Source organism: Plantactinospora sp. CA-290183, assembly GCF_050936375.1.
Taxonomy (GTDB): domain Bacteria; phylum Actinomycetota; class Actinomycetes; order Mycobacteriales; family Micromonosporaceae; genus Plantactinospora.
The window spans coordinates 225,634-238,018 of sequence record NZ_JBNJMX010000004.1; the positions used below are offsets into that span (position 1 = coordinate 225,634).

At 73.8% G+C, this 12,385-nt stretch carries 10 protein-coding genes; all 10 read left to right on the top strand.

The genetic code is table 11. From position 1 onward, the window contains the following. The first annotated feature begins 74 nt into the window (after positions 1-74). Entirely contained in the window at positions 75-1,265 is a 1,191-nt protein-coding gene (gene ftsY, locus ACQEUR_RS11840) for a signal recognition particle-docking protein FtsY (protein WP_433029402.1), read from the top strand. Between the two features lie 82 nt (positions 1,266-1,347). Beyond that, positions 1,348-2,136 (top strand): aminoglycoside phosphotransferase family protein, encoded by a 789-nt coding sequence (locus ACQEUR_RS11845; protein WP_433029404.1) that lies wholly within the window; start codon positions 1,348-1,350, stop codon positions 2,134-2,136. A 233-nt stretch (positions 2,137-2,369) separates the two neighbouring features. Then, positions 2,370-3,770: an ammonium transporter gene (locus ACQEUR_RS11850; RefSeq protein ID WP_433029406.1), complete on the top strand. Its 1,401-nt coding sequence runs from the start codon at positions 2,370-2,372 to the stop codon at positions 3,768-3,770. Between the two features lie 25 nt (positions 3,771-3,795). After that, the gene (locus tag ACQEUR_RS11855) at positions 3,796-4,134 is read left to right on the top strand and encodes a P-II family nitrogen regulator (RefSeq protein ID WP_433029533.1); all 339 of its coding nucleotides are present in this window, start codon (positions 3,796-3,798) and stop codon (positions 4,132-4,134) included. An 8-nt stretch (positions 4,135-4,142) separates the two neighbouring features. After that, the gene (locus ACQEUR_RS11860) at positions 4,143-6,437 is read left to right on the top strand and encodes a [protein-PII] uridylyltransferase (protein WP_433029408.1); all 2,295 of its coding nucleotides are present in this window, start codon (positions 4,143-4,145) and stop codon (positions 6,435-6,437) included. A 146-nt stretch (positions 6,438-6,583) separates the two neighbouring features. Further along, positions 6,584-7,639, top strand: a complete 1,056-nt coding sequence (locus ACQEUR_RS11865) for an ABC transporter ATP-binding protein (protein ID WP_433029410.1) — start codon at positions 6,584-6,586, stop codon at positions 7,637-7,639. After that, the gene (locus tag ACQEUR_RS11870; protein WP_433029412.1) at positions 7,620-8,525 is read left to right on the top strand and encodes an ABC transporter permease; all 906 of its coding nucleotides are present in this window, start codon (positions 7,620-7,622) and stop codon (positions 8,523-8,525) included. The genes ACQEUR_RS11865 and ACQEUR_RS11870 overlap by 20 nt, the downstream gene beginning before the upstream one ends. Before the next feature lie 219 nt (positions 8,526-8,744). Then, entirely contained in the window at positions 8,745-9,941 is a 1,197-nt protein-coding gene (locus tag ACQEUR_RS11875) for a sensor histidine kinase (RefSeq protein WP_433029414.1), read from the top strand. Continuing rightward, the gene (locus tag ACQEUR_RS11880) at positions 9,938-10,663 is read left to right on the top strand and encodes a response regulator (protein ID WP_433029416.1); all 726 of its coding nucleotides are present in this window, start codon (positions 9,938-9,940) and stop codon (positions 10,661-10,663) included. The genes ACQEUR_RS11875 and ACQEUR_RS11880 overlap by 4 nt, the downstream gene beginning before the upstream one ends. 124 nt (positions 10,664-10,787) lie before the next feature. Next, on the top strand, positions 10,788-12,332 hold the full coding sequence (gene ffh / locus ACQEUR_RS11885; RefSeq protein ID WP_433029421.1) for a signal recognition particle protein: 1,545 nt from the start codon (positions 10,788-10,790) through the stop codon (positions 12,330-12,332). Positions 12,333-12,385: the final 53 nt, after the last annotated feature.

Sequence of the window (12,385 nt, forward strand, 5' to 3'; positions counted from 1 at the left end):
CTACTCGGGCGACTCGCCACGCCGCAGGTGCGGCGGCTGCGCCGGCCGGCCCGACGTCTGACAGGATCGGCCGTATGGACAACCTCGTCGCCGTGTTGATCGTGGTCGGCGTGCTCGTGCTGTTCGCGGTGGCCCTGACGGCCGGTCTGGTGGTGCGCCGGCGCGGCGGCCGGCCCGCCCCGCCGCTCCCGCCGATCCCGCCGGCCCCGCCCGTCCCACCCGTGCCGCCACCGACCGAGGTGCAGGCGCCGCGCGCCCCGCCCACCGAGGTCGCCGCGCCCCCCGCCGAGGTGCTGGCGCCGCCGGTACGGGAGCGGCCCGAGCCGACGGCCGGGCGGTTGGTCCGGTTGCGTGCCCGGCTGTCCCGTTCGCAGAACGTCTTCGGCAAGGGGCTGCTGACGCTGCTCGCCCGCGACCACCTCGACGAGGAGGTCTGGGAGGAGATCGAGGACAGCCTGATCGGCGCCGACGTCGGGGTCGAGGCGACCCGGGAGATCGTCGACCGGCTCCGGGAGCGGACCTCCGTCCTCGGCACCCGCAGCGCCACCGAGCTGCGTACCCTGCTCGCCGACGAGCTGGTCGGCGCGCTGGACCCGACGCTGGACCGGACCCTGCGCTCGACCCGGCCCGGCGGGACCCCGGCGGTCCTGCTGGTGGTCGGCGTCAACGGCGCCGGCAAGACCACCACCTGCGGCAAGGTGGCCCGGGTGCTGGTCGCCGACGGCCGCAGCGTGGTGCTGGGCGCCGCCGACACGTTCCGGGCGGCCGCCGCCGATCAGCTCGCCACCTGGGCCGGCCGGGTCGGTGCGGAGGTGGTCCGGGGTCCCGAGGGCGCGGACCCGGCGAGCGTGGCGTTCGACGCGGTGCAGCGCGGGATCGAGGCCTCCGTCGACGCGGTGCTGATCGACACCGCCGGCCGGTTGCAGAACAAGGTCGGCCTGATGGACGAGCTCGGCAAGATCAAGCGGGTGGTCTCCCGGCACGGGCCGGTGGACGAGACGCTGCTGGTCCTCGACGCCACCACCGGGCAGAACGGGCTGGAGCAGGCGCGGGTCTTCACCGAGGTGGTCGACGTCACCGGCGTGGTGCTGACCAAGCTCGACGGCACCGCCAAGGGCGGCATCGTGATCGCCGTGCAACGCAAGCTCGGCATCCCGGTGAAGCTGGTGGGACTGGGCGAGGGCCCCGACGACCTGGCCCCGTTCGACCCCGCACAGTTCGTCGACGCGCTCCTCGGCACCGAGCCGCTTGGCGTCGACGCGTAATCTCGGGTGACTCTGGTGACGCGCCCCGCCCGGGCGCGGGGAGACGGCCGCGGACCGGCCTGGCGCCTCGGGAGAGACGTACGTGACTTCGCAGGAGATCCCGCTGCACGGCGGGAACGTCAGCACCGTCGTGCGGGTGGGCGACACGGTACGGCGCAACGCCGGCCCGTGGACGCCCTCCGTGCACGCCCTGCTGCGCCACCTGGAATACGTCGGCTTCACCGGGTCGCCGCGAGCCCTGGGCATGGACTCGCGCAACCGGGAGGTCCTGTCGTACCTGGAGGGGGAGTGCGGGGAATACCCGCTCGCCCCGCACTGGGTCACCGACGAGGCGCTGGTGACCGTCGCCACCATGCTGCGGATGTTCCACGACGCGCAGTACGGCTTCACCCCACCGCCGAGCGCGGTGTGGCGGTCCTTCGGGCCGCCCCCACCGGACACCGAGGTGATCTGCCACCACGACGCCGCGCCGCACAACGTGATCTGGCGCCCGGACGGCACCCTGGCGCTGATCGACTTCGACCTCGCCTCGCCCGGCGCCCGCATCTACGACGTGGCGTATGCGGCCTGGACCTGGGTGCCCCTCTTCTCCGACCGTGACTCGTACACCCTCGGCTGGCAGCGGCCGAACCGTCCGCGTCGGCTGCGGCTCTTCGCCGACGCGTACGGGCTGATCCCCCGGGACCGGCACCGGCTGGTCCGCACCATCCGCAAGCGGATCGTGGACCACGTGGAGGGGATCCGCCGGATGGCGGCCGCGGGTGACCCGGCGTTCGTCCGGATCGTGCACAAGGGGCACCTGCGCCGGCCGATGCGCGATCTGCGGCTGCTGGACTACGAACGGCACACGCTGGAATACGCGCTCCGGTAGCCGTTCGTCGCTGTCCGTACAACGGCGACGGGCTATTCGGCTGGTATGCCCCCGTCCGTTCCATCGATAGTGCGCGTTTCTTCACATGTTCGAAACAACCCGTCACCCGGTTGAAACGGAGCGGGCACCATGTGTGAAACAGCTACGCAGGAAGCTTCCGCCCAACCGGCGTACGGGCGCGATGCTGCCTCGGTGGGCCGGGAAGGAGGGTAACCAATCATTAGGAGGCCAGCGTGCCTGACGCACCGACGATCGACACCGGCAACACCGCCTGGCTGCTGGTGTCGACGGCGCTCGTGTTGCTCATGACGCCCGGTCTGGCGCTGTTCTACGGCGGCCTGAACCGGTCCAAGGGCGTGCTCAACATGATGATGATGAGCTTCTCCGCGATCGGGCTCATCTCGATTCTGTGGTGGTTCTACGGTTTCAGCGTCGCGTTCGGCACCGACGTGAACGGATTCTGGGGCGACCCCGCGCAGTACCTGGGCACCAAGACGTTCCTGGCCGAGACGGACCTCTGGGGTGCGACGGCCGAGAACGTGAGCGGCATCGGCGTGCCGCTGTACGTCTTCATGGCGTTCCAGATGGTCTTCGCGGTGATCACCGTCGCGCTGATCAGCGGCGCCATCTCCGACCGGGCGAAGTTCGCCGGCTGGCTGCTCTTCGCGTTCGGCTGGGCCACCCTGGTCTACTTCCCGGTCGCGCACTGGGTGTGGGGCGGCGGCATCATCGGCGGCGACATCCACGCGCTGGACTTCGCCGGCGGCACCGCCGTGCACATCAACGCCGGTGCGGCGGCGCTCGCCGTGGCGCTGGTGCTCGGCAGGCGGCTCGGCTGGCCCCGGGAGGGCATGAAGCCGCACAACATCCCGCTGGTCGCGCTCGGCGCCGGGCTGCTCTGGTTCGGCTGGTTCGGCTTCAACGCCGGTTCGGAACTCACCGTCGACTCCGTCGCCGGCCTGGCGTTCATCAACACCCAGCTCGCCACGGCCGCCGCCGTGCTCGGCTGGATCTTCGTCGAGTGGGTCAAGGACGGGCGGCCGACCCTGGTCGGTGCCTCCTCCGGCGCCATCGCCGGTCTGGTCGCGATCACCCCCGCCTGTGGCTTCATCGCCCCCTGGGCGTCCGTGCTGCTCGGCCTGGTCGCCGGCGGGGTCTGCGCGCTCGCGGTCAGCCTGAAGTACAAGCTCGGCTACGACGACTCGCTCGACGTGGTCGGCGTGCACTTCGTCGGTGGCTGGATCGGCTCGCTCTGGCTGGGCCTGTTCGCCACCAACCAGGTCAACGGCGCCATCAGCGACGTTGTCGGCGCCTCCGACGGACTCTTCTACGGCGGCGGGCTGACCCAGCTCGGCCGGCAGGCGCTGGCGGGCCTGATCGTCACCGTCTGGTCCTTCGCCATCGCCTGGGTGCTGGCGTTCGTCATCCAGAAGACCATCGGCTTCCGGGTGGCCAGCGAGGCCGAGGTCGAGGGCATCGACATCGCGGAACACGCGGAGAGCGGCTACGACCTGTCCACGGCGGGTAGCAGTGGTACCGGCGGCGCGTTCGCCATGGCCGGGATCGGTACGCCCGGCAGCAGCACGGGGGCGGCCGAGCCGGCCGCCCCGGTCAGTGAAAAGGTCGCCGGTTAACGTTGCAGCGATGGAGGGGTTGGACATGAAGCTGGTGACCGCGGTCATCAAGCCGTACCAGCTGGACGCGGTGAAGGAGGCCCTGCACGCCCTCGGCGTGGCCGGCCTGACCGTCAGCGAGGTCCAGGGGTACGGACGGCAGAAGGGCCACACCGAGGTGTACCGGGGTGCCGAGTACACCGTGGAGTTCCTGCCGAAGATCCGGGTCGAGGTCCTGACGGACGAGATCGACGTCGAGAAGGTGGTGGACGCGGTGGTCACCGCGGCCCGTACCGGAAAGATCGGCGACGGGAAGGTCTGGGTGACCGGCGTGGAGGACGTGATCCGGGTCCGTACCGGCGAGCGCGGCCTCGACGCGCTCTGACACCCACGATGACCAGGGGGCCGGTGCCGGTGACCACCGGAACGAAGCGTGATCCGAGTCCCCCGGTCATCGCCGGCATCGGCGCCGCCGCACGCGAGCAGCGTGCGGCGGCGCTCGACGCCTGGCTGGCCCGGCTGCTCGCCGGGGGCCTGCGCGACACCGGCATCGCCCCCGACCTGGCCAACGCCCGCGGGGTGGCCCTGATCGCGGTCGGCGGCCTCGGCCGGCGGCAGTGCGCGCCCTGCGGCGACCTGGACCTGGTGCTGCTGCACGCCGGGGTGCCCGGCATGGACGAACTCGCCGCCGCGCTCTGGTACCCGATCTGGGACGCCCGGCTCGGGCTGGACCACTCGGTGCGCACCATCGGTGAAGCGCTCTCGGTGGCGCACGACGACGTGAAGGTCGCGCTCGGCCTCCTCGACGCCCGGCACGTCGCCGGGGACGCCGAACTCTCCGCCCGGCTGGTCGACGCCGCCGCCGACCAGTGGCGGCGGACCGCCGTACGGACGCTGCCGGGGCTGCGGGAGATCACCGTGAACCGCTGGCGGGCCCACGGCGAACTCGCCTTCCTGCTCGAAGGGGACCTGAAGGAGGCCGCCGGCGGGCTGCGGGACGTCGGCCTGCTCCGCGCCATCGCCTTCGCCGGGATCAGCGACACCCTCCGTCCGGCGGTCCGGGCCGCCCACGTACGGCTGCTCGACATCCGGGACGCCCTGCACCAGTCGCTGCGGCGGCGGGTCGACCGGCTGCTCGCCCAGGAGCGGGCGGCCGTCGCCGGGCTGCTCCGGCTGGAGGACGGCGACGCGGTGCTGCGCCGGGTCGCCGGGGACGCCCGTACCGTCAGCCACGCCCTGGACGACGCGTTCCGGGCCGCCGACCGGCTCCGCTCCGGCCGACGGCGGGGCGCCGACGGCCGGCCCCAGCGCCGCCCGGTCGCCCGGGACGTGGTGGAGCAGGACGGCGAGCTGGTGCTCGCCCGTACCGCCATCGGGGCCCGCCCCGACCCGAGCCTGTCGCTGCGGGTCGCCGCCGCGGCCGCCACCGCTGGGCTGCCGATCGCCCGGGCCACCTGCGAATGGCTCGCCGCCTACTGCCCGCCGCTGCCCACGCCGTGGCCGCCGGCCGCCCGGGCCGCCCTGGTCACCCTGCTCGGCGCCGGTCCCGGCCTGGTCGCCACCTGGGAGACCTGCGACCGGTACGGCCTGGTCGACCGCTGGCTGCCGGAGTGGACCCGGATGCGCAGCCTGCCCCAGCACAACCCGGTGCACCGGTACACCCTGGACCGGCACCTCGTGCAGGCGGCGGCGGAGGCGACCCGGTACGCCCGCGAGGTGGACCGGCCCGACCTGTTGCTGCTCGCCGCGTTCCTGCACGACGTGGGCAAGGGGCTCGGCGGGGACCACAGCCTGGTCGGGGCGCCGGTCGCCGCCCGGATCGCCGCCCGGGTCGGGCTGCCGCCGGCCGAGGTGGCGCTGATCGAGAAGCTGGTCCGGCTGCACCTGCTGCTGCCCGACGTGGCGACCCGGCGCGACATCGGCGACCCGGTCACCATCTCCGGCGTCGGCGAGGCGGTCGGGGACAGCACCACCCTCAGCCTGCTGCACGCGCTGGCCCGGGCCGACGCCCAGGCGACCGGACCGGCCGCCTGGTCGGACTGGAAGGCCCGGCTCATCGCCGAGCTGGTCCGCCGGGTGCATACCCGGCTCGACACCGGCCTGCTGCCCGACCCGCCGGCCCCGGACCCGGCCCTGGTGGCGGGGCCGCTGCCGGCCGTACACCTGGAGGGGGACCGGGTGGCCGTGGCCGCGGCGGACCGGCGGGGCCTGCTCGCCGCGGTCGCCGGTTGCCTGGCCCTGCACCGGCTGGAGGTGCTGGCCGCGGACGCCTCCATGGTCGAGGGGCGGGCACTGGTGGAGTTCCTGGTCCAGCCCCGCTACGGCACCCCGCCGGATCCGATCGCCCTCGCCGCCGACCTGCGCCGGGCGGTCAGCGGGGACGTCTCGGTGACCCAGCGGCTGCGCGGCCGGGCGCTCGCGGCCCGCGGCGGTGGATCGCCGCCCCGGGTGGTCTGGCACCGCGCGGCGGCCACCGACGCGGTGGTGCTGGAGCTGCGCGCCGCCGACGCGGGCGGACTGCTCTACCGGGTGACCAGCGCGCTGGACGAGGCCGGCGCCCAGGTGCGGGCGGCCCGGATCTCCACCCTGGGCGGCGACGTGGTGGACGCGTTCTACCTGGTCGGGAGCTGGCCCGACGACGCCGAGCGGGACCGGGTCGAGGCCGCCGTGCTCGCCGCCGCCGTGTAAGGAAGGGGGTGTAAGGAAGGGGCCCTTGTTATCGCTTTCGGTAGAGGAAGGGCCCCCTGTTAACCGCGCGCTACGTCAGCGGACGTAGCCGGGGAGTCGCTCGGCGGCGGACGTCGCTGGGCCGGCGGGGCGGGATCGTCGGTGGCATGACAGAACCGACGGGCGTCGCGGCCGGACTGCCGGGCGCCGGACCGCGGCATCCGGTCGAGACCAGCGGCCTGACCAAGCGGTACGGCGACCTCACCGCGGTCGACGCGCTCAACCTGACCGTCCGCGCGGGTGAGGTCTACGGCTTCCTCGGCCCCAACGGCGCCGGCAAGACCAGCACCCTGCGGATGCTGCTCGGCCTGGTCCGGCCCAGCGCCGGAACGGTCCGGCTGTTCGGCCGGCCGCCGACCGCCCCGGGACAGTTGAACCGGGTCGGTGCGCTGATCGAGGGACCGGCCTTCTACCCGTACCTCTCCGGGCGGGACAACCTGTGGGTGCTGGCCCGCTACGCCGGCAGCCCCACCGGGCGGATCCGGACCGTACTGGAACTGGTCGACCTCGCCGACCGGTCCGGCGACCGGTACGAGACCTACTCACTCGGGATGAAGCAGCGGCTCGGCGTGGCGGCGGCGCTGCTCGCCGATCCCCGACTGCTCATCCTCGACGAGCCGACCAACGGGCTGGACCCGGCCGGCATGGCGGAGATGCGGACCCTGATCCGCAGGCTCGGTGCCACCGGCTGCACCGTGCTGCTCTCCAGCCACCTGCTCGGCGAGGTCCAGCAGGTCTGCGACCGGGTCGGCGTGGTGGCACGGGGACGCCTCGTCGCCGAGAGCAGCGTCGCCGACCTGCGCGGCACGGCCAGCCTGCGGGTGGTGGCGGAGCCGCTCGACACCGCTGCCAGCCGGGCCCGCGCGCTGCTCGGCCCCGAGCGGGTACGGGTGGTCGACGGCGGCCTCGACCTCGCGGTGGATCCGGACCGGGCGGCGTGGGTCAACGCGGAGCTGGTCGGCTCCGGGGTCGCGGTCCACGAGCTGCGCCCCCGGGAACGCGACCTGGAGCAGGTGTTCTTCGAACTCACGGCCGAGGGGCGGGTGCCCGACGCCGAGGGGCGGGCCGGCCCGGACGGAGGCCCGCAACTCACCGGCGTCGGCGCGGGCCGGGCCGGCGGCGATCTGCGGGAGGAGGCCGGCGATGTCCGGACTGTTCGCTGACCTGACGTCCGTGGCGGGCGGTCGCGACGCCCCGCGCCCCCGAGCCGGTGGGCTCGGCAACGTGACGGTGGCCGAGCTGGTCAAGCTGGTACGCCGGCCGGCCAACTGGCTGCTGCTGGCGGTGACGGTCGCGCTCAGCCTGACCTTCGGCTACCTCGTCCCGTACGCCGGTGACGCCGGCGGGGCGGCGGGTGCGGAGGGCGGACCGCCCGGCGCGCCGACGGTGGCCACACTGCTCCCGGCCGAGCTGGTCGGCAACTCGATCGGCGGCCTGCCGGTCTTCCTCGGGGCGATCATGCTGATCCTCGGGGTGCTGACCGTCGGCGCCGAGTACGGCTGGGGCACCTGGAAGACGCTGCTCACCCGGGGACCGTCGCGGTTGGTCGGATACGCCGGAAAGCTCCTCGCGCTGGCCGTGGCAACGCTGGTCACCGTAGTGGCGCTCTTTGCCGCCGGGGCGGTGACGAGCGCGGTGATCGCCGGTGTCGAGGACCAACCGGTGCACTGGCCGGCGCCCGCCGAACTGCTGACCGGGGTGGCCGCGGGCTGGCTCGTCGCCGCCATGTGGGCCGCCCTCGGTGTCCTGCTCGCCGTGCTGCTGCGCGGGGTGGCGCTGCCGATCGGGCTGGGCCTGGTGTGGCTGCTGGCCGTACAGAATCTGCTGGCCAGCCTCGCCGCGCCGCTGTTGGACTGGGTAGCGGAGCTGCAACGGTGGCTGCCCGGACCGAACGCCGGTTCGCTGGTGGCCGCGCTCGGTGCCGCCCCGGCCACCCCCGGCGTCGAGCAGGTCGTCGGCGGTGGCCGGGCGGCGCTGGCGGTCGCCGGCTACCTGGTCGGTTTCGCGCTGCTGGCCGGCGCGCTGCTGCGTCGCCGTGACATCCTCTGACCGATGCCGGACCCTCAACCGATGCCGGACCCCGCACGGACGCCGGCTACCGCACCGATGCCGAAGCCGGCTCGGACGCCGAATCCCGCACCGACGCCGGATCCCGCACCGACGCCGGACCCCGCACCGACGGGGGAAGCTGGACCGACGGCGGAACCGGCACGGACCGCGGAACCGGCACGGACGCCGGAGCGGGCCGGCGTCTCCGGGTCCCGGCCGGTGGGCGCGCACGCGTCGTCCGAGCGCGTCCGACCCGACCCGCCGGCCGCCCGTCCGGTCGACGAGTCGGGGGCGTTCCGGCCGAACTCGCGGGCCGTGCTGGCCGACGTGGCGCTGGCGGTCGCCCTCTTCGCGGTCGCCGCGCCGGTGACCAGGTTCATCGGCCAGCACCAGCCCGGGGCGGTGCCGCCGGACGGTTGGGGTTACGCCCTGATCGCGGCCTGCACGCTGGCGCTGGCGGTACGGCGCCGGTGGCCGCTCGGCACGCTCGCGGTCGCCACGGTGGCCACCTCCGCCTACCTGGTGCTCGACTTCCCGTACGGGCCGGTGCTGCTCGGCTATCTGGTGGCGGTGTACACGGTCGCGGCGTACCTGCCCGTGCGGGCGGCGACGGTCGCGGGCGCCGTCTCGCTGGTCGTCCTGCTGGCCCACACCGTGGTGTCGGTCCGCTTTCCGCCCGAGGGGCTGGTCGGCGTGCTCCCCGGTTCGGCATGGGTCGTCGTACCCTTCGCTCTGGGGGTCACCGTCCGGCTCACCCGGGAGGCCGCCGCGCGTACCCGGGTCGAGCAGTCCCGGCGGGTCGCGGACGAGGAGCGGTTGCGCATCGCCCAGGAGGTGCATGACGTGGTCGGGCACGGACTCGCCGCGATCCACATGCAGGCGGAGATCGCCCTGCACCTGTTGGCGAAGCGACCCGGGCAGGCGGAGCTGGCGCTGACCGCGATCAGCCGGACCAGCCGGGAGGCGCTGGACGAGCTGCGGGTGACCCTGGCGGTGGTCCGCCGCGACGACGCCCGGTCCCCGGCACCCGGGCTGGACCAGCTCGACGCGCTGACCGCGCGGTTGCGCGGCACCGGGCTGCCGGTGACGCTGACCCTGGCCGGGGCACGGCGACCGCTGCCGGCGGCCGTCGACCTGGCCGCGTACCGGGTGGTGCAGGAGGCGTTGACCAACGTGCTCCGGCACGCCGGGGCGGCCGCCGCGACCGTCCGGATCGGCTACCTGCCCACCGAGGTCACGGTCGAGGTCACCGACACCGGCCACGGCGGGCCCGGGGCGGCGGGGCCGGGCGCCGGCCACGGGCTGACCGGGATGCGGGAACGGGTCGTCGCGCTCGGTGGCCACCTCGAAGCCGGGCCGCGCCCGGACGGCGGGTTCCGGGTCTTCGCCCGGTTGCCCCTGGAGCCGCCGCGATGACCGGCGAGCCGGCGGGCGCCAGCGGCGCCGGTGCCGATCGCGCGGGCGGCCCGGGGGCCGGCTCGACGACCGGCGTGCTGATCGCGGACGATCAGGACCTGATCCGGCTCGGCCTGCGCACGCTGATCGAGAGCGAGCCGGACCTGCGGGTGGTGGCGGAGGCGGCGGACGGCCTCGACGCGGTCCGGTCGGCCCGGCGGGAGCGTCCGGACGTGGTGCTGATGGACGTGCGGATGCCCGGGATCGACGGCATCGAGGCGACCCGCCGGATCGTCGCCGATCCGGCGCTGGCCGGCACCCGGGTGGTCGTGCTGACCACGTTCGAACTCGACGCGTACGTCTTCGACGCGCTCCGGTACGGCGCCAGCGGCTTCCTGATCAAGGACACCCCGCCGGTCGAACTGCTCCGGGCGATCCGGCTGGTGGCCGGCGGCGAGGCGCTGCTCTCGCCCTCGGTCACCCGACGGGTGGTCCGGGAGTTCGCCACCCGCCCGTCCCGGGTGCTCCGCCCGCATCCCCGGCTGGAGACGCTGACCGAGCGGGAGCGGCAGATCGTCGGCCTGGTCGGGGAGGGGCTGAGCAACGACGAGATCGCCGCCCGGTTGGTGGTCAGCCCGGCGACCGCCCGTACGCACGTGAGCCGGGCGATGGTCAAGCTCGGCGCCCGGGACCGGGCCCAGTTGGTGGTGTACGCCTACCAGTCGGGGCTGGTCGACCCCTGAGCCGCCCCGGAGGCCGGCGGCGTGGGAGCGCCGGATGGCGCGGGCGGCTACCCTTGCGGGGGCCGGGCAGGCAACACCCGGCCATGCCATGCTCGGGTAAATACGACAAACGGGATGCTGCGCCGTGTTTGACACTTTGAGTGACCGCCTTTCCGGGATCTTCACCAAGCTGCGTGGCAAGGGCCGGCTCACGGACGCCGACATCGACGCGACCGCCCGGGAGATCCGGCTGGCGTTGCTGGAGGCGGACGTCGCCCTGCCCGTGGTCAAGGGCTTCATCGCCAGCCTGAAGGAGCGGGCGCGCGGTGCCGAGGTGTCACAGGCGCTGAACCCGGCCCAGCAGGTCATCAAGATCGTCCACGAGGAACTGGTCGGCGTGCTCGGCGGCGAGAGCCGCCGGCTGCAGTTCGCCAAGCAGGCGCCCACGGTGATCATGCTGGCCGGCCTCCAGGGTTCCGGTAAGACGACGCTCGCCGGCAAGCTGGCCAACTGGCTCAAGGGCCAGGGGCACCAGCCGCTGCTGGTCGCCGCCGACCTGCAGCGTCCCAACGCCGTCGGCCAGCTCCAGGTGCTGGGTGGGCGCGCCGGGGTGGAGGTCTTCGCACCCGAGCCGGGCAACGGTGTCGGTGACCCGATCCAGGTCGCCCGCGCCTCGATCGAGCACGCCCGCCGGGCGGCCCGGGACATCGTCATCGTGGACACCGCCGGCCGGCTCGGCATCGACGCCGAGATGATGGCGCAGGCCGCCGGGATCCGGGACGCCGTCGACCCGGACGAGGTCATCTTCGTGATCGACGCGATGGTCGGTCAGGACGCGGTGCGTACCGCGGAGGCGTTCCGGGACGGCGTCGGGATCACCGGTGTGGTCCTCTCCAAGCTCGACGGTGACGCCCGCGGCGGTGCCGCGCTCTCCGTACGGCAGGTGACCGGCCAGCCGATCCTCTTCGCCTCCACCGGCGAGAAGCTGGCGGACTTCGACGTCTTCCACCCGGACCGGATGGCCAGCCGGATCCTCGGCATGGGTGACGTGCTGACTCTGATCGAGCAGGCCGAGCAGGCCTTCGACGCCGATCAGAAGGAGAAGATGACCGCCAAGCTGATGGGCGGCGAGCAGTTCACCCTGGAGGACTTCCTCGACCAGCTCATCGCGGTACGTCGGATGGGTCCGATCGCCAACGTGCTGGCCATGATGCCGGGCATGGGGCAGATGAAGGACCAGCTGGCCGAGGTCGACGACAGGCACTTCGACCGGGTCACCGCGATCATCCGGTCGATGACGCCGGGGGAGCGCACCAACCCCAAGATCATTAACGGTTCCCGGCGGGCGCGGATCGCCACCGGTTCCGGGGTCACCGTGATGGACGTGAACCAGCTGCTCAACCGCTTCACCGAGGCGCAGAAGATGATGAAGCAGATGGGCGGCATGATGGGCCTGCCGGGCGGCCGGCGGAAGGCGACCAAGTCGCCGAAGAACAAGCGCAAGGGGACCAAGGGCGGCGGGCGTCCCCGGGCCGGCGGTCCGGCCGGCGGCTTCCCGGCCGGCATGCCGCAGCTGCCGCCGGGTCTGGACCCGAACGCGCTGCCCGGCGGCGGCCAGGGACTGCCGCCCGGGTTCAAGCTGCCCAAGCTGGACTTCAACAAGCTCACCAAGCGTCCCGACGACAAGTAGCCGCCGGGCGGGGCGTGACCCGCGAGTCGCGGCGGGTGGGCGCGCCGGACCGG